General features: G+C 37.3%; 25 protein-coding genes and 1 pseudogene. 13 read left to right on the top strand and 13 right to left on the bottom strand.

Annotated elements, in window-relative coordinates; genetic code table 11:
• Positions 1-14 precede the first annotated feature (14 nt).
• Positions 15-902, top strand: a complete 888-nt coding sequence (gene galU / locus BPMYX0001_RS21300) for a UTP--glucose-1-phosphate uridylyltransferase GalU (protein ID WP_003201589.1) — start codon at positions 15-17, stop codon at positions 900-902.
• Positions 903-941: 39 nt separating this feature from the next.
• Here galU and BPMYX0001_RS21295 read toward each other — a convergent pair whose 3' ends face one another.
• Both BPMYX0001_RS21295 and BPMYX0001_RS21290 read right to left on the bottom strand, forming a co-directional pair.
• Entirely contained in the window at positions 942-1,532 is a 591-nt protein-coding gene (locus BPMYX0001_RS21295) for a biotin transporter BioY (protein ID WP_006096375.1), read from the bottom strand.
• A gap of 50 nt (positions 1,533-1,582) precedes the next feature.
• Positions 1,583-2,326 carry a DUF3298 and DUF4163 domain-containing protein gene (locus BPMYX0001_RS21290; RefSeq protein ID WP_033799196.1) on the bottom strand — a complete coding sequence of 248 codons (744 nt, stop codon included), beginning with the start codon at positions 2,324-2,326 and terminating at the stop codon, positions 1,583-1,585.
• Positions 2,327-2,419: 93 nt separating this feature from the next.
• On the opposite strand from BPMYX0001_RS21290, the gene BPMYX0001_RS21285 reads away from it, so the two are divergent.
• A complete protein-coding gene (locus tag BPMYX0001_RS21285) occupies positions 2,420-2,803 on the top strand; it encodes a hotdog fold thioesterase (RefSeq protein WP_006096373.1) in 384 nt (127 codons plus the stop codon).
• 31 nt (positions 2,804-2,834) lie between these two features.
• Here BPMYX0001_RS21285 and BPMYX0001_RS21280 read toward each other — a convergent pair whose 3' ends face one another.
• Together BPMYX0001_RS21280 and BPMYX0001_RS21275 are read right to left on the bottom strand one after the other, a co-directional pair.
• Positions 2,835-4,211: a glycine--tRNA ligase gene (locus BPMYX0001_RS21280; RefSeq protein ID WP_006096372.1), complete on the bottom strand. Its 1,377-nt coding sequence runs from the start codon at positions 4,209-4,211 to the stop codon at positions 2,835-2,837.
• Between the two features lie 640 nt (positions 4,212-4,851).
• Positions 4,852-5,544 carry a DNA alkylation repair protein gene (locus tag BPMYX0001_RS21275; RefSeq protein ID WP_006096370.1) on the bottom strand — a complete coding sequence of 231 codons (693 nt, stop codon included), beginning with the start codon at positions 5,542-5,544 and terminating at the stop codon, positions 4,852-4,854.
• A 98-nt stretch (positions 5,545-5,642) separates the two neighbouring features.
• On the opposite strand from BPMYX0001_RS21275, the gene BPMYX0001_RS21270 reads away from it, so the two are divergent.
• Positions 5,643-6,104 (top strand): hypothetical protein, encoded by a 462-nt coding sequence (locus BPMYX0001_RS21270; RefSeq protein WP_003208937.1) that lies wholly within the window; start codon positions 5,643-5,645, stop codon positions 6,102-6,104.
• Between the two features lie 131 nt (positions 6,105-6,235).
• Here the strand turns inward: BPMYX0001_RS21270 and BPMYX0001_RS34575 are convergent, their stop codons facing one another.
• Both BPMYX0001_RS34575 and BPMYX0001_RS21265 read right to left on the bottom strand, forming a co-directional pair.
• Positions 6,236-6,370: a hypothetical protein gene (locus tag BPMYX0001_RS34575; RefSeq protein ID WP_006096369.1), complete on the bottom strand. Its 135-nt coding sequence runs from the start codon at positions 6,368-6,370 to the stop codon at positions 6,236-6,238.
• Positions 6,371-6,385: 15 nt separating this feature from the next.
• Positions 6,386-7,711: an ArsB/NhaD family transporter gene (locus tag BPMYX0001_RS21265; RefSeq protein WP_018767497.1), complete on the bottom strand. Its 1,326-nt coding sequence runs from the start codon at positions 7,709-7,711 to the stop codon at positions 6,386-6,388.
• Between the two features lie 277 nt (positions 7,712-7,988).
• On the opposite strand from BPMYX0001_RS21265, the gene kapD reads away from it, so the two are divergent.
• Complete coding sequence (gene kapD, locus BPMYX0001_RS21260; protein ID WP_003201608.1) at positions 7,989-8,612, top strand: 3'-5' exonuclease KapD; 624 nt, start codon at positions 7,989-7,991, stop codon at positions 8,610-8,612.
• 41 nt (positions 8,613-8,653) lie between these two features.
• Here the strand turns inward: kapD and kapB are convergent, their stop codons facing one another.
• The gene (gene kapB, locus BPMYX0001_RS21255) at positions 8,654-9,037 is read right to left on the bottom strand and encodes a kinase-associated lipoprotein KapB (protein ID WP_018782839.1); all 384 of its coding nucleotides are present in this window, start codon (positions 9,035-9,037) and stop codon (positions 8,654-8,656) included.
• A gap of 153 nt (positions 9,038-9,190) precedes the next feature.
• On the opposite strand from kapB, the pseudogene BPMYX0001_RS34180 reads away from it, so the two are divergent.
• The 3 genes and pseudogenes from BPMYX0001_RS34180 to BPMYX0001_RS21250 form a co-directional block, all read left to right on the top strand.
• Positions 9,191-9,328 (top strand): annotated as a pseudogene (locus BPMYX0001_RS34180) (ThiJ/PfpI family protein); the annotation flags it as partial.
• Positions 9,327-9,503, top strand: coding sequence for a hypothetical protein (locus BPMYX0001_RS33300; protein WP_003201612.1), 177 nt, complete (start codon positions 9,327-9,329; stop codon positions 9,501-9,503). The pseudogene BPMYX0001_RS34180 and the gene BPMYX0001_RS33300, both read left to right, overlap by 2 nt.
• Before the next feature lie 69 nt (positions 9,504-9,572).
• Positions 9,573-10,112, top strand: coding sequence for a superoxide dismutase family protein (locus tag BPMYX0001_RS21250; RefSeq protein ID WP_033799195.1), 540 nt, complete (start codon positions 9,573-9,575; stop codon positions 10,110-10,112).
• A 35-nt stretch (positions 10,113-10,147) separates the two neighbouring features.
• Here BPMYX0001_RS21250 and BPMYX0001_RS21245 read toward each other — a convergent pair whose 3' ends face one another.
• Positions 10,148-11,299, bottom strand: a complete 1,152-nt coding sequence (locus BPMYX0001_RS21245) for a MalY/PatB family protein (RefSeq protein WP_003201616.1) — start codon at positions 11,297-11,299, stop codon at positions 10,148-10,150.
• A 117-nt stretch (positions 11,300-11,416) separates the two neighbouring features.
• Between BPMYX0001_RS21245 and BPMYX0001_RS21240 the strand changes: the two genes are divergently transcribed.
• Positions 11,417-11,668 (top strand): DUF1871 family protein, encoded by a 252-nt coding sequence (locus BPMYX0001_RS21240; RefSeq protein ID WP_006096365.1) that lies wholly within the window; start codon positions 11,417-11,419, stop codon positions 11,666-11,668.
• Between the two features lie 220 nt (positions 11,669-11,888).
• Here the strand turns inward: BPMYX0001_RS21240 and BPMYX0001_RS21235 are convergent, their stop codons facing one another.
• Positions 11,889-12,728 (bottom strand): alpha/beta fold hydrolase, encoded by an 840-nt coding sequence (locus BPMYX0001_RS21235; RefSeq protein WP_006096364.1) that lies wholly within the window; start codon positions 12,726-12,728, stop codon positions 11,889-11,891.
• A 109-nt stretch (positions 12,729-12,837) separates the two neighbouring features.
• Positions 12,838-13,830, bottom strand: a complete 993-nt coding sequence (locus BPMYX0001_RS21230; protein ID WP_033799194.1) for a 2-hydroxyacid dehydrogenase — start codon at positions 13,828-13,830, stop codon at positions 12,838-12,840.
• A gap of 83 nt (positions 13,831-13,913) precedes the next feature.
• Between BPMYX0001_RS21230 and BPMYX0001_RS21225 the strand changes: the two genes are divergently transcribed.
• The 3 genes from BPMYX0001_RS21225 (at position 13,914) to yugI (ending at position 16,248) form a co-directional block, all read left to right on the top strand.
• Positions 13,914-14,411, top strand: a complete 498-nt coding sequence (locus BPMYX0001_RS21225) for an Lrp/AsnC family transcriptional regulator (protein WP_003201624.1) — start codon at positions 13,914-13,916, stop codon at positions 14,409-14,411.
• The gene (locus BPMYX0001_RS21220; RefSeq protein ID WP_033799193.1) at positions 14,408-15,598 is read left to right on the top strand and encodes an aminotransferase; all 1,191 of its coding nucleotides are present in this window, start codon (positions 14,408-14,410) and stop codon (positions 15,596-15,598) included. The genes BPMYX0001_RS21225 and BPMYX0001_RS21220 overlap by 4 nt, the downstream gene beginning before the upstream one ends.
• A gap of 305 nt (positions 15,599-15,903) precedes the next feature.
• A complete protein-coding gene (yugI, locus tag BPMYX0001_RS21215; RefSeq protein ID WP_018767503.1) occupies positions 15,904-16,248 on the top strand; it encodes a S1 domain-containing post-transcriptional regulator GSP13 in 345 nt (114 codons plus the stop codon).
• A gap of 119 nt (positions 16,249-16,367) precedes the next feature.
• On the opposite strand, the gene BPMYX0001_RS21210 is transcribed toward yugI, so the two are convergent.
• Positions 16,368-16,601, bottom strand: a complete 234-nt coding sequence (locus BPMYX0001_RS21210) for a DUF378 domain-containing protein (protein ID WP_003201633.1) — start codon at positions 16,599-16,601, stop codon at positions 16,368-16,370.
• A gap of 355 nt (positions 16,602-16,956) precedes the next feature.
• On the opposite strand from BPMYX0001_RS21210, the gene BPMYX0001_RS21205 reads away from it, so the two are divergent.
• Positions 16,957-18,309, top strand: a complete 1,353-nt coding sequence (locus BPMYX0001_RS21205; protein ID WP_006096361.1) for a glucose-6-phosphate isomerase — start codon at positions 16,957-16,959, stop codon at positions 18,307-18,309.
• Between the two features lie 298 nt (positions 18,310-18,607).
• Positions 18,608-19,018: a YugN-like family protein gene (locus BPMYX0001_RS21200; RefSeq protein ID WP_018782835.1), complete on the top strand. Its 411-nt coding sequence runs from the start codon at positions 18,608-18,610 to the stop codon at positions 19,016-19,018.
• Here the strand turns inward: BPMYX0001_RS21200 and BPMYX0001_RS21195 are convergent.
• Positions 19,008-20,003, bottom strand: a complete 996-nt coding sequence (locus BPMYX0001_RS21195) for a potassium channel family protein (RefSeq protein WP_033799192.1) — start codon at positions 20,001-20,003, stop codon at positions 19,008-19,010. The two genes, BPMYX0001_RS21200 and BPMYX0001_RS21195, sit on opposite strands and share 11 nt — an antisense overlap.
• A gap of 104 nt (positions 20,004-20,107) precedes the next feature.
• On the bottom strand, positions 20,108-20,788 hold the full coding sequence (locus BPMYX0001_RS21190) for an MgtC/SapB family protein (RefSeq protein ID WP_006096359.1): 681 nt from the start codon (positions 20,786-20,788) through the stop codon (positions 20,108-20,110).
• Positions 20,789-21,378: the final 590 nt, after the last annotated feature.

Genomic DNA, 21,378 nt, shown 5'->3' with positions numbered 1-21,378 from the left:
AGAGGGTATTTGTTATGAAAAAAGTGAGAAAAGCGATTATTCCCGCTGCGGGATTAGGAACGCGTTTTTTACCGGCAACAAAAGCGATGCCGAAAGAAATGCTTCCAATTGTAGATAAGCCAACGATTCAATACATTGTAGAAGAAGCTGTGGCATCTGGAATTGAAGATATTATTATCGTTACTGGTAAAGGAAAGCGCTCTATTGAAGATCATTTCGATAATGCGTTCGAATTAGAACAAAACTTATTAGAGAAGAAAAAATATGAGTTACTTGAAAAAGTACAAGCTTCTTCTAAAATGGTTGATATTCATTATATCCGTCAAAAAGAGCCAAAAGGATTAGGGCATGCGGTTTGGTGTGCACGTAAGTTTATTGGTGATGAACCATTCGCTGTTTTATTAGGTGATGATATTGTTCAAGCTGAAAAACCATGTTTACGTCAATTAATTGACGAATATGATAAAACACTTTCTTCTGTTATTGGTGTGCAAACAGTTCCAGAAGCAGAAACACATCGTTATGGAATTATTGATCCACTAGAACAAGAAGGTCGTCGTTATCAAGTTCGAAAGTTTGTTGAGAAGCCAGCGCAAGGTACAGCTCCTTCAAACTTAGCGATTATGGGACGCTACATCTTAACACCTGAAATCTTTATGTTCTTAGAAAACCAGAATGTTGGTGCAGGTGGTGAAATTCAATTAACAGATGCAATCCAAAGTTTAAATGAAATTCAACGTGTATTTGCTTATGACTTTGAAGGAAAGCGTTACGATGTTGGGGAAAAATTAGGCTTTGTTCAAACGACAATTGAAATGGCACTTCAGCATGAAGAATTAAGAGATGATATGCTTGTTATGATGAAGGAAATTTTAGAAGAACAAATGAAACAAGAGTCTTAATACAAAAAGGAGCTACTTCAAGTAGCTCCTTTTTCGTTATTATAGTCTCGAATGAGAATGCTGATAAGCAGAACGACGTACAGCATAATATATGCGAGGTGAGATGATAGCACCGATAATTGTAAAGATCATATCTTTAACCGCGAACCACATCATAATTGTCCAAGCCGCTTTGTAACTCATATTTCCGCCCATCCAGAAGTTTACAGCTGCATACATATAAGTAGTACCAATGATATAGGTTAAAATAATTCCTGTAAAAGACGCGATTGCAAAGGTACTGAATTGTGGTTTTTCTCTTTGTTCTACTAGTTTTCCTGATACGTAAGCAACGATAATGAATGCGATAATAAAACCACCAGTAGGATCTAAAAGTGCGCCAAATCCAGCTTTGAACTGCGCGAAAATTGGTGCTCCTGCAATACCGACAAGCATATAAACAGTCATAGATAAGGCCCCAAGTCTGCTTCCAAGAAGAAGACCTGCTAAAATTGCGAAAAATGGTTGCATGGAAAGTGGAATACCAGCCACTTGTAAAAACGGTGCCCAGGATACGATATTCGCACCAATCGCCATGAGCGCAACAAACATGGCAGCTAGTGCTAAATCTAAAGCACGTAATTGTCTCATATTGTTAACCTCCAGTTGTTATTTGGTTAACAATATAGTAGCGAATCCATTTATCCGTTGTCAATTAAAATGTTTTGGTAGTTAGGCTTTAGTGCTTCTCTAAGTAAAGTGTATGGAATGCGAAATTGTGGAATACCGCTTGAGTAAGGAGCTATTTCATATAATGAGAAATAGATGACAAGATGATCGGGTTCCAAATAATAGTTAAATTTCTTTGTACTCATGACTTTTTCAGTTGCATCTGGAAAATAGATACTTTCATTTTGCTTAATTTGTCTAACGATTTCTGTGCGGATGATATCTTGATACGTACTGTCTTTTTGAAATAAGTCGTCCAAATTAAGTAATCTTTTTTCATTTAAATCAAATGTATTCGCCTTCCATGTATATAGTCCGTGTGCTCCGCCTGTATACTGATAATAATTTACATAGAGACTGAGTAAGGGAGATTTTTGCAATGTTACTTTATAGTCAACATTTGCAACATATGGATGAAAAGGAGCATTTGATTCCTGAGCCTCTGTATAATATTTTTTTGCTTCTTTCGCTAATGTTGTTTTAAAACGATCAGTAGTTGTTTTATAGTATGTATTCAACTTTTTTTGAAATTTTGTATCGTAAAAATTACTAAAATAAGGTCTGCTAATTTGATATTCAAGATAAGGTTTCTTACCTTTTTGTGTGACAGGCTTAATATCGATTGTCAGGTTAGAAGGGTGGGCTGCATTCGTATAATTTGGTACAATAATGAGCAAGGAGACTAAGAGTAATAGAATATAGAATTTGTTTTTCATGTAGATAGAACCTCCTTATATAAGTGCTATAGGTAGTTTGAAAATAAATAGGGAAAATTATACATTTTTAAACAAGAAAAAGGAGGAAGTAGTATGTCGAAAACATTAATGGATGCACTTGGGATTGAGCTGTTAGAAATGACAGAAGAAAAAGTAGTAGCAACTATGCCAGTAGATGGACGCACACATCAACCATTTGGTTTTTTACATGGTGGCGCATCAGTTGCATTAGCAGAAACTGTAGCGAGCGTAGGCTCCTATAATTTAATTGATCAAGAAAAGTGTATTTGTTTTGGTCTTGAAATAAATGCGAATCATATTCGCGCGAAACGCGATGGAATCGTAACAGCAATCGGTACGCCGATTCATAAAGGACAAACAACAATGGTTTGGGATGTGCGCATCATTGATGAAAATGATGATTTACTTTGCATTTCAAGATGTACAGTTGCAATTAAAGAGAAGCGTGAGCAATAAAAGAGGCTGCCCAGAGGCAGCCTTTCTATCATTAGAACTGGATTTTCTTCTCTAAGAAGCCTTTTAGTTCGCTAATTGGCATACGAACTTGCTCCATTGTGTCACGGTCACGTACTGTAACAGCTTTGTCTTCAACTGAGTCGAAGTCATAAGTGATACAGAATGGTGTACCGATTTCGTCTTGACGACGGTAACGTTTACCGATAGAACCAGTTTCGTCAAAGTCTACCACGAAGTCTTTTGCTAGTTCTGCGAACACTTCCCCAGCGCCTTCAGATAGCTTTTTAGATAGTGGTAAGATTGCTGCTTTGTATGGTGCTAAAGCAGGGTGGAAACGAAGAACTGTACGAGAGTCGTTTTCTAATTGTTCCTCTTCGTATGCATCACATAAGAATGCTAATGTTACGCGGTCTGCGCCAAGAGATGGTTCGATGCAGTATGGTACGTAACGTTCGTTCGTTTGTGGATCGATATAGTTAAAGTCCTCGTTAGAATGTTCCATGTGACGTTTTAAGTCGAAGTCTGTACGAGATGCAACGCCCCAAAGTTCGCCCCAGCCGAATGGGAATTTAAATTCGATATCTGTTGTTGCGTTACTGTAGTGAGATAACTCTTCCTCACCGTGGTCACGAAGACGCATGCTTTCTTCGTGCATACCAAGTGATAGTAACCAGTTTTTACAAGTGTTACGCCAGAATGTGAACCACTCTAAATCTTCACCAGGTTTACAGAAGAATTCAAGCTCCATTTGTTCGAATTCACGTGTACGGAATGTGAAGTTACCAGGTGTAATTTCGTTACGGAAACTTTTACCGATTTGGCCAATACCAAATGGAAGTTTTTTACGCATAGAGCGTTGTACGTTTTTGAAGTTTACGAAAATACCTTGTGCTGTTTCAGGGCGAAGGAAGATTTCGTTTGTGCTAGATTCTGTAACACCTTGGAATGTTTTAAACATTAAGTTGAACTGACGGATTTCAGTGAAGTCTTCGCTACCGCAATCTGGGCATTTTACTTCATGTTCTTTCATTAATCCAGCCATTTGATCGAAAGTAAGACCATCAACGATCATTTCGATGCCTTTTGCATCTAAAGCATCTTCAATTAATTTATCAGCACGGTGACGCGCTTTACATTTTTTACAGTCAATCATTGGATCGTTAAAGTTACCAACATGACCAGAAGCTACCCAAGTTTTTGGGTTCATTAAAATCGCTGCGTCTAAACCAACGTTGTATGGAGATTCTTGAATAAATTTTTTCCACCAAGCTTTTTTAACGTTATTTTTTAATTCGATACCAAGTGGACCGTAATCCCAAGTGTTTGCAAGACCACCATAAATTTCAGAACCAGGGAAAACAAAACCGCGATGCTTCGCTAAGTTTACAACTTGTTCCATTGAATACATAATAAAATCCTCCTTTTAAAAGTTAACGTATTGGCGATGACTGGATGTACTTGTTGAATGGCAATTTCTCGAGCAAGCCGCTTGCGCCTTGAAATACAAAAAAGCTCGTCTCTAGGCATTTTTGCCTAGGGACGAGCTTGTATACCCGCGGTTCCACCCTAGTTGATGTGTGCGTAAACACACATCCACTTTATCACGTATTGCTCGAGACTGCCGTTTCCTTGCTTTTTCAGGCTTTCACTATCCCTGAATCGCTTTTTGTGCAAGTACTTATAAGTCTGTCATCGCTACTATATTTTATAATAATGACCATATTCTATCATGTTCCTTTTTAAATCACAATAGAGGAACGATTGTATCTGTATAAATACAAATTGAAAAAAGGATAGAAAACCTTTCTTTTTTAGATGGGAGAGAGCGTCCGCCCATGGCTAGAAGCGGACAGTGACTTTTTTAGCCCCATACCAAGTGAAAACAAAAGGAGAAAATAAGTGGATATCTTCTTTTGTTTTCATGGCAGGGACTGCTATGTTGGAAAATCAAGATGGATATATATGATAGAGTTTCGCCTATTTTACTATTCTTTATCATTTTAACCGAGAAGCCCCCCTCCTCTAAATGAAGTGAAGGTGGGGGTAGTTCAATCTGAAGAGGTGCTCATAGTAGAGCGAATATGTTTAATTGCTTCACGTTTGCTTAGAGGAGCAAGTTGATGATTTTGAACATATTCCCATACAACATCTGGGCTTGTTTTTGCGTATTCACGAAGTACCCAGCCGATTGCTTTTTGGATGAAAAATTCTTTTGAAGATTTGAGTTGTCCAATGATTGAGAAGAGAAGTTTTTCATCCATTTGTTCTTTATATTTTAGTTGAAATAAGATTGCGGAGCGCTGTAACCATATATTTTCTGAAGCAATCCATTTCGGGATGTATGTTTGAATGGCTTCTGGATGTTTCAAAAAAATGCTTCCTAGGGAAGTAGGAACAATGCCATCAACGGAATCCCACCATGATTTCGTTATAATGAGTTCTTCTAAGAACGGGATGTGAGTTTTATCGAGATGCTTTTTATATTTCTGTAATAGATCGAGAGCGGCGGCTTGGAATTCGCGTTCTGGTAAATCCCAAAGTCCAAGGATGACGGTTTGAAAGTCCTCTTTGTCTGGAAGTCTATGTACTTGTATGACTTCACGTAATAGCTTTCTTCTTTCCGGTGTTTGAATACCGAGAAATGGGAAATGATTTTTCATATAACGAGCCATTGGTTCTGCTTTTTCAGTATTTTGATGTGCGATAAACTGTTGCTGTAAGGCTTTTACAAATGGGTGCATAAAATTGTTCTCCTTTCATGGTCTTTGTTCATATTATATAAAGAAGTGATATGAAATGGATATAAGAAATCCGATGAGAGTAGAAAGGAGAGGGAGCGATGGAAGATCAAAGTATATTAGCGGGTTTTTTTGCTCTTAGTTTTGTTGCTATTGTTATTATTTTAATCTGGGCATTTATTGCGTATTTGCTAACTGCATTTGCACTCTATACAATGGCAAAAAATGATGGTGCTGAAGATGGCATTCTTGCTTTTATTCCATTTTTAAATAGTAAAGTATGGGGGGATTTGGCAAGGGAGAAGTTACCTGACTTTTTGAAAGAAGGGGCTGGATGGAAAGTATTTGGTATATACGTTGCTTGTTTTATTTTGAACTTCATTCCAATCATAAGCCTTTTAGCAAGTGTTGTAGTACTTGTTCTGTCGATTTACTTAGTATACGCCATTTTGGAGCGTTATGGTACGAACGCAATATTATTTACAGTCATCCATGTGATAACATGTTCTATTTTTCTTCCGATTCACCTGTTTTTGATTCGAAATGAGCCAACGAAATATTAGGATCTATTATGAATAATCATGTTGCATATTGTCGAACGGTCGATATGTTGTTTCGAACCGCCGATATATGATGGAAAATAGAAAGGGAAAAGGCTATCGCATCTAGCGATAGCCTTTTTTGGATAGTGATTCTAAGCGAGCCACTTCCGCTTTTTATGAAATCCAGCTCCAGTGGCTAGAATGTTCGGTGGCTTCGCTTCTTCCGCCGAGGCAAAGAGCGCCTCTATGTCAGAAGTTCCATCCCCTTCACATTCTAAGCGAGCCACTTCCGCTTTTTATACCTACATTAAGTAACGCAGATAAATATAAATGTGAGAAACAATTAATGAAACAATCATAATTGGGAAACCAACTTTTAAGAAGTCCACGTAGCTAAATCGGTGTCCTTCACGGCTTGCGATTCCAGCAACGATTACGTTAGCAGAAGCACCGATTAATGTTCCGTTTCCACCTAGACAGGCCCCTAATGCTAATGACCACCATAATACATCGATTTGTGCATCAGAAGGTGATAGACCAAGACCGACTGCCATATCGTTAATAAGTGGAATCATTGTTGCAACGAACGGAATGTTATCGATTGTTGCTGAAGCAATGCCGGATACCCATAAAATAAGAATGGATGCGTAAGAAACATCTCCGCCTGTTAAACCGATTACTTTTTGAGCTAACATTTTGATAAGTCCGATATCAATAAGTCCACCAACGAGTACGAATAGACCGGCAAAGAAGAAAATTGTAATCCACTCTACGTGAGCGAATACTTCTTCAATTTCATGCTCTTTTACACCGATTAACATAAGTACAGTAGCACCTGTTAATGCGATTACTGCGGCGTCAATGTGGAAAATAGAATGAGTCATAAAACCGAGGATTGTAAGTCCAAGTACAGTTAAAGATTTTTTCATTAATACAGCATCTTTAATGTATTGTTTTTCGTCTAAGCTCATTAGTTTTTTAATTTGTATAGGGTCAGCAATTAACTGCTTGCGGTACATAAAGTAAATCATTGTTGCGGTAACAGCGATAATAATTAGTACGATTGGGGCTAAGTTGAATAAGAAAGCATTAAAATCTAAATGCTTGTTTGCAGAACCAATCATAATGTTTGGTGGGTCACCAATTAATGTTGCAGTTCCCCCAATATTTGAAAAAATAATTTCGGAAAGTAAATATGGAACAGGATTTACTTGTAAAATGCGCGTAATAGATAAAGTAACGGGAACAACAAGAAGTACAGTTGTTACGTTATCTAGAAATGCGGAACCGAGCGCGGTAAGCAAAGAAAGAGAAATTAAGATTTTAATTGGATTTCCTTGTGCTTGTTTAGCGGCTTTAATTGCAACATATTGGAATACGCCTGATTTACTTGTGATGTTTACTAATATCATCATACCGATCAGTAGCGTGATGGTTCCCCATTCAATATGTTTTGTAAAAGCGTTGTGCAAGTCGACGACACCAAAGATGACCATAAGTGCTGCACCGAGAAGTGCGATAACAGCACGGTTAATTTTTTCTGAAATGATAATGGCATATGTAATTAGAAAGACTGCGATTGCAAAGTAATATTGCCAGTTAGCGATTTCTTGCGTTGTTTCGTGCAAAAATTCCATCTCCTTTCGGGTAACTTTTCTTAGTGTGTCATAAATTTCTGGAAGAAACACACTTAAAGCCATTATAAAGTAGAAAAATGTCGGATGTAAATGAAAGGGTTTGTTTTGTCATATTTTCTGTACAAATGAATTTTTCTTCTTTTTAAAAATATTTGTGGTTATTTGACATATACATAAGATACATCAATCTGAATGTATCTTATGTAATAGCATTCGAGCCTGTTCGTGTAGGAGTACAAAGTAGACAGAATGATAAGGAAGGGATCGTATGGATGGACAACAATTTTTATTTTTGGATTTTGAGTTCACGATGCCTCAAAATAGGAAGAAACCAAAGGGTTTTTTTCCAGAAATTATTGAGGTAGGACTCGTATCAGTTGTTGATTGTGTAGTGGAAGATACGTATTCATCGTATGTACGACCGGAAACTTTTTCATGCTTAACAGAGCGGTGTAAAAAATTTTTAGGAATTAATCAGGAAGCGGTAGACGGAGGAATTTCTTTTTTGGAACTTGTCGAGAAACTTGTACAATATGAAAAACGTTGTCAAACAACAATTGTAACGTGGGGTAATATGGATATGAAAGTATTGAAGCATAATTGTGAGGCCATAGGTGCCGAGTTTCCTTTTTCGGGGCAATGCCGAGATTTATCACTCGAGTATAAACGTTTCTTTGGCGAACGGAATCAAACTGGATTATGGAAAGCGATTGAAGCGTACGGGAAAGTAGGAACAGGAAAGCATCATTGCGCGCTTGATGATGCGATAACGACCTATAATATTTTTAAACTGGTTGAAAAGGATAAAGAATATTTAGTAAAACCATCTCCCCCGACTTTAGGTGAACTCATCGATTTTTCAAAGGTGTTAAAGAAAGTGAGTACACAATAGCGACCAAATTACAAACTGTGTAATTTGGTCGTTTTGTTTTTTTACAGCTTGTAATCTTGTTTTAACTGCTGGAGTGTCTGCAAACTACGCCTCGCAAACGGACCATCATCTGCTGAGAATGCATTCATTTGTGCTTCTAGTGCGGATTGTAAGGATTCTTTATAATCCGGAATATCGCCATCGTATTTTTTCACCATTTGCTGCGGGATATTTGTTTGCTCCCTGAATGCTAAAGCGCGTCTTTCATGGAAAAATGGAACATCCGCTTGTTTTACATTATGTAAATCACCTTGCGTTGGATGTTTTAAAACAGCTAACACTTTCACAACGTAACTTCCAGGACGGCTGTTTGTAATTTCACCGATATACTTTCCTGTTTTATAGATACCAGTAACGATATCACCAATTTGGAATGTTTCGTTCATATTTTTCACCTCAATTTTATAGTAAGGAAAGTGGGGAATAGAGTCAAAGAAATCATTTGCTGGAGAATGATTTTGAGAAGTTAGGTGTGCTTGTGATCAGAGAAATGTTATAATTCGAAATGATATAACAGAAAATTCTGTGGAATCAAAAGGATGAAGGTATGTATCGTTTGCTTCGATGAATTCACAGGTATAGATGTATTTTTGCCGTGGGATTTACTGAATAGAGTAAACTCGATTGAAAGAATAAAAAATTGGGACGTTAAACTTGTAGGGAGGAGTGATCTTCATGATGCCTTTATATTTTCCAGAAGATAAAACAGAATATATTATTCCAGGGATTGTTTGTGTTTTATTTATAATCGGTGCGATTGCAACATGGCGCATGTTTATTCGCGTATCAAAGAGAGAGGCGGAACGTTTGGAGAAAGTGGAGCGAAAGCTGTTAGCGGAAAAGAAACACTAATTCGTTTTTGTATGTTTCCCTCTATGCTCGGACAATCTAAGGGCAGAATGTATTCTGGAGGGAATTGTGATGAAAAAGCAGCTTTTATTCGGGTGTTGTTTGCTGTTTCTTATGGCAGGTTGTGATAAAGGAAATCCGAAAGAAATCGATGTGAAATTATATAATGCTTCTGGTGATAAAGTTGGAACAGCAAAAGTGAAGCAGCAAACAAGTGGTGTGAAAATATCCATTAAGGCAGAAGGATTTTTGCCAGGTGTACATGGATTACATATTCATGAAATTGGAGAGTGTAAAGCACCACGTTTTATATCAGCTGGTAATCATTTTAATTTAGAGAAGAAAAAGAAACATGGACTTATGAATCCAAAAGGTGCAGAGAATGGTGATTTGCCGAATGTTATTGCGGATGATACAGGAAAGATTAAGGCGGAGATTGAAGCGCCTAATGTATCACTTCAAGAAGGGAAAACAACACTGCATCGAAAAGATGGTGCGTCTATCATTATTACGGAAAAGCCTGATGATGGTATGACGCAACCTGCTGGAAATTCAGGGAATCGAATTGCTTGTGGCGTCATTGTAGAAAAGGCAGCCGCTAAGAAAAAGTAGAAGCTACCTTTGAAAGGGTAGCTTTTTTCAGTTAATTATGAAAATGCACACTTAAGTCTATGTAGTATTTCTTCAAGTTGTCTTCTTGAACAGCCGATGTTAATCCGAATATGTTGTTCTCCACCTGCTCCGTATTTTTCACCTGGTTCAACGATAATTTTCCCGTTTTCTTCAAGCTGTTTTGTTCGTTCTTTTTGAGATAGGTCAAGGCGAGAACAGTCGACCCATAGTAAAAAAGTACCTTCTGATTGAATAACGGAAAGGGTAGGGATATGCTGCTTGATAAATTCACAAGCAAATCGGGCATTTTCTTCTATATATAAACGCATTTCTGCTAGCCAATCGTTACACTCTGTATAGGCGCTTTGCATTGCTACATAAGCAAATGTATTTAACCCATGAAAGCCTTGCCGGTGTTGAACAGCTGTAAAGGCATTTCGAAGTTTTTTGTCAGGAATAATAATAATAGATGCCTGTAAGCCTGCGATATTAAATGTTTTACTTGGCGCCATGCAAGTGATTGTACGCGCTGCTAATTGTTTTGACAATGAAGCAAATGGCGTGTGTGTATGACCTGAGAAAATAAGGTCTGCATGAATTTCATCTGAGATAACGGTTACATTATATTGTTCACATAGCGTGCCGAGTTTTGTAAGCTCGTCTTTTGTCCAAACGCGACCAACCGGGTTGTGTGGACTACAAAGAAACATAAGTTTTACACCTTGCTGAAACTGTGTTTCCAAATGTTCAAAATCCATTGTGTATGTGCCGCCCTGTAAAAGTAATGGACTTTCCCATACATGACGGTTATTTTTTGTGACCATGTCAAAGAATGGGGGATAAATAGGTGGTTGTACAAGTACGGCATCATTTTCAGTTGTGAAAGCCTGTACACTAGTGCTAAGAGCAGGAACGATACCTGAACTAAATACAATCCATTCTTCTTTTATATCCCAATTGTATGCACTTTTTGTCCAACGACAAATAATATCTGTTATTTCTTCAGGTGGCATTGTATATCCGAAAATAGGATGCCCAAGGCGTTTTTGCAGTGCAGATTGAATTGGCTCTGGAATAGGGAAATCCATATCTGCAATCCATGCGTGTAACAATTCTTCATTCTTATATGTATCCCACTTTACACTATGTGTTCCCCGGCGGTTTACAGTTTTATGAAATTGCTGCATCTTTTTTGCTCCCTTCTACTTGAATCTATAATTTTGTGAAAGTTCCTCCCTTCTTCTAGAATAGCTGATGTGATACGATAAAGAAAAGAGTGAAAAATAGGAAAAGGCGGGAAGTAGATGGGCGCATATGAAAAGATGGTGGAAATGGTGAAGAATTGGGATCCTTTTCAAATGGGACCGGAATTTTATGAAACAGAAGCAAGCGATGTTGTGTACGTGGTAAGTGCGTTTGACGATCCGAAATATATTGCAAAAAAAATACAGCATATTTATTTTATGTCGTTTGAAGAAGTACCAGCTATTGAAAAATGCGAGAAATTAGCACAGGAATTACTCGTATTAAAAGAAGGCGGAAGTTGTGCATTGTAGGCTGTCGGAAGTTCCGACAGCTTTTTTAGTAGGAAGTTTATCCCGCATTAACTGGCAGTAGCACTCCCACCTCAAAATTCAGCGAAAGCAAAGAAATTAGATCGGGGATGAAGATCTCCCACTGAATAAAGTTTCACTTTATATCGTACCTTGTAGAATGGTTGATATGTTGTGTCGAAGCGCCGATATATTTTAAAAAGCGCTGATGTGTATATGAATACTATTGTGCTGAAAATGCTATGATTTCTTCATATACATGCTCTGGCTTTTCCTCTGGTAGCAAGTGTCCTGTATTTTCGTATGAAATAAATGTAGAGTTTGGCAAGTCTTTGTGTAGCCGGTGCCCGACATGAACGGGAACAACGCGGTCTTTTTCACCCCAAATGAGTAAGGTTGGGGTCTCGATCTTTCGTAATTCAGCTGATGATAAATCTCCTTCTCGGTCCCGGATCATTCGCGTTAAAGCAGGGAAAATGCGGTTATCATAAAAGGGAGCAGCGTACCCTTCCATCATTTCATCATCAATTAAAGAGTGGTCATGAACGACATTCATTAAATTATGAACGATGCCTCTTCTTATAATCCAATTTTTTACGTATAAATGAAAGAACGGTAAATAGGAAGAGTAGATGAGCGGAAACTTTGCTCGTGTTAAGTAGCTTGAGCTACATAGTAAGATTGTTTTTGTAATTAAATCAGGACGTATGCGATTGACATAGAGTGAGATTTGTCCGCCCATTGAATGACCGACTAGCACAATGTTTTGGAGTGCTAAGTGTTCCATTAAATCGATAATTATAGTTGCTAAATTATGATAGGAATATATAAATTGGTTGGACTTATCACTTTTTCCGAACGGTGGTAAATCAAGCGCGACAACCGTTCCTTCTTTTGCAAGCAGTGGGATAAGTCGTCGGTAACTAAATGAGGATGAGAGAAAACCGTGAACGAGTACAAAAGTTGGTTTTTCCTCATTACTCTGGTGTTCATACAATTCGTAATGAACAGTAGTACCGCGAGTGGAAAAAGTGAAGTAGGGATGCTCTAGCTCATGTTTCATTTTCTTTCACTCCATTGATTTTTTTCATATCATCTCCTAGTAGAAAAAGATTTATGTTAACAAAAAAAGGCAAGATGGGGGTCCATCCTACCTTTTTCAGTGTTAAGTGTTATCCTCGTACAATATTAGGCGGTGTTTTTCCTTGTAACCCTGCAACTAAATTTTCTGCAGCGGTCATTGCCATTTGGTGTCTTGTCTTTAATGTCGCAGATCCGATGTGCGGCAGCGTAACGACGTTTGTTAAAGATAATAACGGATTATCTTTTTCGACCGGTTCCTGTGTAAATGTATCGATACCTGCTGCAAAGATTTTCTTTTGTTTCAGTGCGTCGATTAATGCAGGTTCATCAACTGTTTTCCCGCGGGAAGCATTAATGAAAATAGCTGTTTCTTTCATTAATGAAAATTCCTTTTCTCCAATGAGCTGATATGTTTCTTCTGTTAATGGCGTTAAAAGAACAATGAAATCAGATTGCTTTAGTAGTGTGTGTAAATCACAGTACGCGGCATCAAATTTTTGTTCGGCCTCTTCCTTACGACGCCGATTATAATAAAGGACATTCATATCAAATCCAAATTTTGCGCGCTTGGCAACAGCTTCTCCAATTCGCCCCATTCCAATAATCCCAATTGTACTATGATGTACATCCAGTCCGAAGTGCTTTTTTGTAATTTCGGCATTCCAATTACCGTCTTTTACATAAGAATCAAGCTCACATACGCGTCGTCCGGCTGATAGCATAAGAGCGAAAACAAGATCGGCCACTGTATCATCTAATACATATGGAGTATTTGTTCCAATCACGTTTCTGCCCTGCATCGCTTCTAAATCAAAGTTATCATAGCCAACAGAAATGTTGCTCACAACTTTTAAGTGAGGAGCTGCTCGCAATAACTCTTCGTCGATTTTTGTCCCAAAGTTAAGCAAGCCATGTTTATCTTTTATTTTTTCTAATAGAACTTCACGAGGAATCTTTTCACTACTATCCCATTTTTCATATTCACAATGCTCGGAGAGATATGTTTCTACAAATTTTGGAACGCGTTCAGCGATATATACTTTTGGTTTCACGGTTTCCGCCCCTTTCTTTTTCATTTTCACATAATTCTCTAAAAAAATCTTCTTTTCAAACATAAAAAGGTGTCTGTATAATTTAAAAACAAACAAAAGGAAGGATGAAGAATATGGTGACTGAAAAAGAATTAGAATTATTAGCTTGTCTTGAAAAAAGTAGTCGTTTATCCGTAGAAACTTTAGCAAAAATGTTAAATATAAAAGTAGAAGCAGTAAAAGAAATGGTTGAGAAATTAGAAAGAGAAAAAATCATTGTTGATTATGTTACACATATAGATTGGACAAAAGTAAAAGAACATAGCGGTTTAACAGCTATGATTGATGTGAAAGTTACACCGAAGCACGGTGTTGGCTTTGATTCTGTTGCAGAACAAATTTACCGTTATTCAGAAGTGAAATCGGTTTATTTAATGTCAGGGACATACGACCTTTCTATTACGTTGGAAGGAAAAAGTATGAGTGAAGTGGCAAGTTTTGTTTCTGAAAAGTTAGCAACAATTGAATCAGTTGTGTCAACAACAACACATTTTATTTTGAAAAAATATAAACATGAGGGACTTATTTATGACAAAACTGATGATGATAAACGGATTGTGGTGGCACCATGAAGCAGTTTGAACTATCAAGAGCAGCAGAATCTTTACAACCATCCGGTATCCGTAAGTTTTTTGACTTAGCGGCAGGTATGAAAGGTGTTATTTCACTAGGGGTGGGAGAGCCGGATTTTGTTACACCATGGCATGTGAGACAGGCATGTATTCGTTCGTTAGAAGAAGGATACACAGCATATACTGCAAATGCAGGATTATTGGAGTTACGTCAAGAAATAGCAAAGTATCTTCAAAAGCAATTTCATGTTTCCTATAATGCAGATGAAGAAATTATTGTTACAGTTGGAGCGAGCCAAGCGTTAGATGTTGCGATGCGCGCTATTGTAAACCCTGGCGACGAAGTGATCATCATTGAACCGAGCTTTGTATCATATGGCCCACTTGTTACATTAGCTGGAGGAGTGCCGGTTCCGGTAGCAACGTCATTAGAGGATGCATTTAAAGTACAGTCGGAGCAAATTGAAGCAGCGATTACAACAAAAACAAAAGCAATTTTACTTTGTTCTCCAAATAATCCAACAGGAGCACTTTTAAACAAGTTTGAATTAGAAAAGTTAGCAGTAATCGTTGAAAAGTATAATCTCATTGTATTATCTGATGAAATTTATGCGGAGCTTGTATATGACGAGGCTTATACGAGTTTTGCGAGCATTAAAAATATGCGTGATCATACGATTTTAATTTCAGGATTTTCAAAAGGATTTGCGATGACTGGATGGCGCCTTGGAATGATTGCGGCTCCTGTCCACTTTTCAGAGTTGATGCTGAAAATTCATCAATATTCAATGATGTGCGCACCGACGATGTCACAATTTGCAGCATTAGAAGCGCTTCGTTTTGGAAATGATGAAGTCATTCGAATGAGAGAAAGTTATAAAAAGCGCCGTAATTTTATGACGACATCGTTTAATGAAATGGGCTTAACGTGTCATGTGCCAGGCGGAGCATTCTATGTGTTTCCTTCGATTTCTTCAACAGGATTATCCTCAGCAGAATTTGCGGAGCAATTATTGCTAGAAGAAAAAGTTGCAGTTGTACCTGGAAGTGTGTTTGGTGAGAGCGGTGAAGGGTTTATTCGATGTTCATATGCAACTTCGCTTGAACAATTAATGGAAGCCATGAAGCGAATGAAACGATTTGTAGAAAATAAAAAAAGGACAAAACAGAATACGTTTTGTCCATAAAAGGGGGGGAATACTAGAAAGCCATGTGTTAGTATTCTATCCCAATATTTGAAAATTATACTTACTAAAGGAAACTTTTTCATGAATTTTGAATGAAATGGGAGCTGGTGGTATAATTTACTAATATAGAGTGAAGTTTTTCTCAAGTGGGATATTTCTTTCCGCTTGGGAATGAGTCTTCACCAATTGGATATTTATGAGCAGTTACTCACTTTGCGTATACATGCGTTTAAATGTTGAGGTGGGTACTTTTACTGCAACCTGCAAATAGCAGGGAAACTGGTAAACGTATGGGAGTGTTTCATATGTCAGAACAATACACAACAGGAGTGGTTGTAAAAGGGAAAGTAACTGGAATTCAAGATTACGGTGCATTTGTAGCATTGGATCAAGAAACACAAGGACTTGTGCATATATCTGAAATTACAAATGGGTATGTAAAAGATATTCACGATTTTTTAAAGGTTGGAGATATAGTAGAAGTAAAGGTACTTTCAATTGATGAAGAACACAGAAAAATGAGTTTATCGTTAAAAGCAGCAAAGCGTAAGCAAGGAAGAATTATCGTACCAAATCCATCTGATAAAGGATTCAATACGCTTCGCGAGAAGTTAACAGAGTGGATTGAAGAATCACAGTTAACAAAATAAAAGAGAGTCGCTAAATTAGCGATTCTCTTTTATTTTATTATGATATATATTAGCAAATATGATTGCATGCAATCATATTCGTATGTCGGATGGGAAATGCGAAGTCCGTGCTTCGCTTATTATCGAACTTCGCGTGTTTCTGGGTGTGTTCCGAGATTTTCGGATGGTTTAAATAATAAACCAAGGTTAATCAGCCCAGAAATACCAACGATACCGTAAATGATTCGTGCAAGTGCTGAACTTTGCCCACCGAAGATAGCTGCTACTAAATCAAATTGAAAGAATCCAATTAGTCCCCAGTTGACGGCACCAATTACAGTGAATACTAAAGCAATACGTTGTAAAGTACTCATCTTGAGTAATCCTCCTTAAATTTGAAGCATAAGCAAGCCTTTAGTTTTCGTGAGTAGTAAGAATCCACCTATATGAGGTTGGTGGGTATAAAGCGAAATCCGAAAATGGAAGTGCGCCTTCTACAACTTAACTCTTTTATAGAATGACTCTCCTTTGTTGTTTTTATACACAAAAAATATTCATTACAGGATGTATATACATCTATACTTAAAAATGCGAATTTTTATGCGAAAAATGAACTTTTTTTAAAAAATACATATTGGTTACGTTTACAATTCTCCAATTGCTTGATTTACAATCCCAGTTTCGCTAAAGTGAATACAGAAATACATATACATAATTGGAGGGAAAAAAATGAGCACACATGTGACGTTCGATTATTCTAAAGCGTTATCGTTCATCAGTGAACAAGAACTAACTTATTTACGTGATGCAGTAAAAGTATCACACCATGCAATCCATGAAAAAACTGGAGCTGGGAACGATTTCCTTGGGTGGGTAGAGCTTCCGCTTCAATATGATAAAGAAGAATTTGCTCGCATTCAAAAAAGTGCAGAGAAAATTAAAAATGACTCTGACATTTTACTTGTTATAGGTATTGGTGGTTCTTACTTAGGAGCACGTGCAGCAATTGAAATGTTAAACCATTCTTTCTACAATACGCTTTCTAAAGAACAACGCAAAACTCCACAAGTGCTATTTGTTGGACAAAACATTAGCTCCACTTATATGAAAGATTTAATGGATGTATTAGAAGGTAAAGATTTCTCCATTAACGTTATTTCCAAATCAGGTACAACAACAGAACCTGCAATTGCATTCCGTGTTTTCCGTAAATTGTTAGAAGAGAAATATGGAAAAGAAGAAGCGCGTAGACGTATTTATGCAACAACTGATAAAGCGCGTGGTGCTTTAAAAACATTAGCTGACGAAGAAGGATACGAAACATTCGTGATTCCAGATGATGTTGGCGGTCGTTTCTCTGTATTAACACCAGTTGGTTTATTACCAATTGCAGTGAGTGGTTTAAATATTGAAGAGATGATGCAAGGTGCAGCTGCCGGACATGATGACTTTGCAAAATCTGAGCTGGAAGAAAACCCTGCTTACCAATATGCAGTTGTACGTAATGCTCTATATAATAAAGGAAAAACGATTGAAATGCTTGTTAACTATGAGCCAGCACTTCAATATTTTGCTGAGTGGTGGAAACAACTATTTGGCGAAAGTGAAGGGAAAGATCAAAAAGGAATTTTCCCATCTTCAGCAAACTTCTCTACTGATTTACATTCATTAGGTCAATACATTCAAGAAGGACGTCGTGACTTATTTGAAACAGTTCTTAAAGTAGGAAAATCTACACATGAACTAAAAATTGAATTAGATGAGAACGATTTAGATGGTCTGAACTACCTTGCTGGTGAAACAGTAGACTTCGTAAACACAAAAGCATACGAAGGTACATTACTAGCTCATAGTGATGGCGGGGTACCAAACTTAATCGTAAACATTCCAGAATTAAATGAATACACATTCGGTTACCTTGTATACTTCTTTGAAAAGGCATGTGCGATGAGCGGTTACCTATTAGGTGTAAATCCATTTGACCAACCAGGTGTAGAAGCATACAAGAAAAACATGTTTGCTCTTCTTGGAAAACCAGGATTCGAAGAATTAAAAGCAGAATTAGAAGAACGTTTGAAGTAAGAAAAGCGGAAGCGGCTTGCTAAGAACCGCAAGGCATTGGAGTTCTCGACGAAGAAGTGTTTTTTACTTCGACCGAGAGAGCGAAATGACCGAAGGTTCTAGCCGCTGTAGCTGGACAAAGAAAAGAGGAAAAAGCTATCGGGATAGTCCCGATAGCTTTTTTTATTGGAAAGATTGGGATGAGACTTGTCGAATGTTACTGAATAGTCGATAAGTTGTGTCGAATCGCCGATATATCGATATTAGAACAAATACGAATCGGGCATGCTAAGGAAAAAGTCTAGGAAGGATGAATAGCTTGATTCCAATTCAATCAAATTTAGAAGGCCATACATATGCCCTTTTTAAATTAGAAGAAGTATTAAAACCGCTTGGTTATAGTATCGGCGGCAATTGGGATTACGACAAAGGATGCTTCGATTATAAAGTAGATGAGGAAGATGGGTATCAATTTTTAAGAGTACCATTTACAGCAGTTGAAGGAGAGCTGGATGTACCAGGAGTAGTTGTTCGCCTTGATACACCGTATCTTCTTTCACATGTATACCAAGACGAACTGGATGATCAGGTAAATACATTAGCAGCTGGAGCAAGTGGGTTAGATCAATTTGCAGAGCCACAAGATGCAGATGGGAATATAAAAAGAAAATATATTGATATTGGAAAGGCATTAGTAAAAGAGTTGGAAAAGCATCTCATTAATGTTTAATTACGATAAATACGTCGCTTTCAATAGTAACGAAGGAATGAATGGGATTGATGTGATATTGTTCATTCCGCTGTACACCTAGCAGTAGGGTGCCTTGTTTTAAAAGGAGGCTACTGCAAGCTTCGAAAGTTTTTCCGCTATAAGATGCAGGAACAGTCATCAGCTGCAATTTACTTTCCGAGATTTCATTATAAAGTGTAAATAATACACCTGAAATAGAAGGGAATAAAAGAGATGCAGTAAAGACGTAGCTTGTTAATTTATTTCCTTCTATAATTTCTGTCGCTCCCGCTCTAGTTGCATTTTGAACTTGTTCAGAAGTGAGTAGTTCAGCGATACAGTGAATATTTGGATTCAGTCCTTTAGCAGTTAAAATGTTTAAAATTGATTGTGTGTCAGCTAAGCTTTCATTTTTTTCTTTATCTGCCGTTATTAAAATCGTATGGGCTGTTTTAATATTTGCTTTTAATAAAGTTTGATCATGGTGTGGACATCCTTTAATAAACTCTAAGTGATGGAAAGGTTTTGGAAGCAAGGAAAGGGTTTCGTCGATGAGTACGATATCAAGGTCTGGTTGTAACACATGCATTTGGCTCACGACTTGTTTTGCGCGCTCATTCCAGCCGACAATAATCATATGACCATGACAAGAAGCAGCTTCTTCGCCTTTAATTTTCATATATTGCTTACTAATCATTTCGGTAGCGAATAATACCATATAATAGGAGCAGAAACCTGTGCCTAATAAAATGAGAATCATGCCTGTAAGTTTTCCTGCAGGTGTATGTGGAACGTAATCACCGTAACCGACAGTAAAGGTTGTAACAAGCGCCCACCAGATTCCATCAAACCATGTAGAAAAGTAAGTGGGTTCTAATTTATATATTAGAAAACCAAAAACAGTAATAAGTACAACAATGAAGCTAATTAAGCGGAAAATAATGGAGTCGCGAAATACATCTACTAGGTTAGCTCGTGATTTCAAACTTATATTCCTCCTCATTTTGTATAGCTACATTGTTACCATTATGAAAAAAAGAAAAACTCTCTGTTTTGTAAGAGAGTTTTTTCAGTAGTTCATAAGGAGTACTACATACTTTCAACTTCAGTTTGCTGTACACTTTCTAAATGTTGCAGCGCATAATAGACGTCAGCTGTATGTCTTTTTTGATCGACAGACAATTTTAGTTGTAAAAAGTGTGAACCATTTTCTAATGTTTTGAGTTTCATGTTTTTTACTTTTATGTCCATTGCTTTTATTTCTTCAATAACAATAGGGATATTTTTCATATTGCTTACAACAAGTTTGACAGCGATATCTCGTTGCCGGAGTGACCTAGGACCTAAAACTTTCATTGTTAATGGAATGAGTTCGACGCTAATCATAAGAAAACACATGCCGAAAATTGCTTCAAGATAAAAACCAGCCCCCACAGCGATTCCAATACCGGAAGCTCCCCAAATCATAGCGGCGGTAGTTAAGCCTGCGATACTGTCATTTCCTCTTCTTAAAATAACACCGGCGCCTAAAAAACCAATTCCAGATACAATTTGAGCTGCAAGGCGAAGGGGATCCATGTTGATATGATCTGTATGAGGTAAGTTATAAGCTGATTTAATAGAAACAATCGTGAGGAGACAGCTAATAATTGAAATGACTAAGCACGTTTTTAAACCAAGTGGTTTTCTTTTCAATTCACGTTCTAAACCGATAGCAAATCCTAAAATAGCAGAGAGACCTAACTTGATTAGTAAATCGGTATAGTCCATATGTATATTCCTCCTTGTAAGTTTGTTCGATGTAGTGGTGATGACAATCTATCAATAGAAAGTTCATCTTATAAAGTTGTGAATTGTATCTTTGTAAAGAATATGGATAAGAAGTTATAAACGCGTTGAGACGAATTGAAATGTAGAGAAAAACTGTGTTGATGGAAGATAGGCTGTATGTAAAGAAGAATATTCTATATAAATACAAATTGAAAAACCGACACAAACCTTTTTTAGGTGGGAGAGAGAATCCATCCATGCATAGAAGCGGTCAGCCCCTCTTCCAACCCCATGCCAAGTAAAAGTAAAGAGAGGAACCGAATGCAGGTCACTTCTTGTTCTGTAATAGCAATGATTTATATGTTGGAAAATCAAAATGGATATATATTATATTAATTATATGACGTAAATAGAGAAACTTGGCTATTTTTTATAAAAAGTTTTAAAAGGGTGTTGCATTTCATTTTTCTACATGCTATATTAATAACCGTCGCTGATGCGAAACAGCAGAAAGCGAAAAAAGAAATTAAAAAACTTAGTTGACATCGAAAAACGAAGATGTTAACATAAGGGAGTCGCAAATGAGCGGC

The sequence above is a fragment of the Bacillus pseudomycoides DSM 12442 genome, assembly GCF_000161455.1.
Lineage (GTDB): Bacteria > Bacillota > Bacilli > Bacillales > Bacillaceae_G > Bacillus_A > Bacillus_A pseudomycoides.
This window is presented reverse-complemented; position numbering and strand designations above follow the sequence as displayed.

Coding starts and splice junctions, on each gene's coding strand:
- BPMYX0001_RS21240 (WP_006096365.1), top strand. CDS start 11,417: ATGGGCGCATATGAAAAGATGGTGGAAATGGTGAAGAATTGGGATCCT.
- kapB (WP_018782839.1), bottom strand. CDS start 9,037: ATGAACGAAACATTCCAAATTGGTGATATCGTTACTGGTATCTATAAA.
- BPMYX0001_RS21275 (WP_006096370.1), bottom strand. CDS start 5,544: ATGCACCCATTTGTAAAAGCCTTACAGCAACAGTTTATCGCACATCAA.
- yugI (WP_018767503.1), top strand. CDS start 15,904: ATGTCAGAACAATACACAACAGGAGTGGTTGTAAAAGGGAAAGTAACT.
- BPMYX0001_RS21220 (WP_033799193.1), top strand. CDS start 14,408: ATGAAGCAGTTTGAACTATCAAGAGCAGCAGAATCTTTACAACCATCC.
- BPMYX0001_RS21250 (WP_033799195.1), top strand. CDS start 9,573: ATGAAAAAGCAGCTTTTATTCGGGTGTTGTTTGCTGTTTCTTATGGCA.
- BPMYX0001_RS21295 (WP_006096375.1), bottom strand. CDS start 1,532: ATGAGACAATTACGTGCTTTAGATTTAGCACTAGCTGCCATGTTTGTT.
- BPMYX0001_RS21280 (WP_006096372.1), bottom strand. CDS start 4,211: ATGTATTCAATGGAACAAGTTGTAAACTTAGCGAAGCATCGCGGTTTT.
- BPMYX0001_RS33300 (WP_003201612.1), top strand. CDS start 9,327: ATGATGCCTTTATATTTTCCAGAAGATAAAACAGAATATATTATTCCA.
- BPMYX0001_RS21285 (WP_006096373.1), top strand. CDS start 2,420: ATGTCGAAAACATTAATGGATGCACTTGGGATTGAGCTGTTAGAAATG.
- BPMYX0001_RS21235 (WP_006096364.1), bottom strand. CDS start 12,728: ATGAAACATGAGCTAGAGCATCCCTACTTCACTTTTTCCACTCGCGGT.
- galU (WP_003201589.1), top strand. CDS start 15: ATGAAAAAAGTGAGAAAAGCGATTATTCCCGCTGCGGGATTAGGAACG.
- BPMYX0001_RS21290 (WP_033799196.1), bottom strand. CDS start 2,326: ATGAAAAACAAATTCTATATTCTATTACTCTTAGTCTCCTTGCTCATT.
- BPMYX0001_RS21245 (WP_003201616.1), bottom strand. CDS start 11,299: ATGCAGCAATTTCATAAAACTGTAAACCGCCGGGGAACACATAGTGTA.
- BPMYX0001_RS21205 (WP_006096361.1), top strand. CDS start 16,957: ATGAGCACACATGTGACGTTCGATTATTCTAAAGCGTTATCGTTCATC.
- kapD (WP_003201608.1), top strand. CDS start 7,989: ATGGATGGACAACAATTTTTATTTTTGGATTTTGAGTTCACGATGCCT.
- BPMYX0001_RS21210 (WP_003201633.1), bottom strand. CDS start 16,601: ATGAGTACTTTACAACGTATTGCTTTAGTATTCACTGTAATTGGTGCC.
- BPMYX0001_RS21225 (WP_003201624.1), top strand. CDS start 13,914: ATGGTGACTGAAAAAGAATTAGAATTATTAGCTTGTCTTGAAAAAAGT.
- BPMYX0001_RS21270 (WP_003208937.1), top strand. CDS start 5,643: ATGGAAGATCAAAGTATATTAGCGGGTTTTTTTGCTCTTAGTTTTGTT.
- BPMYX0001_RS21190 (WP_006096359.1), bottom strand. CDS start 20,788: ATGGACTATACCGATTTACTAATCAAGTTAGGTCTCTCTGCTATTTTA.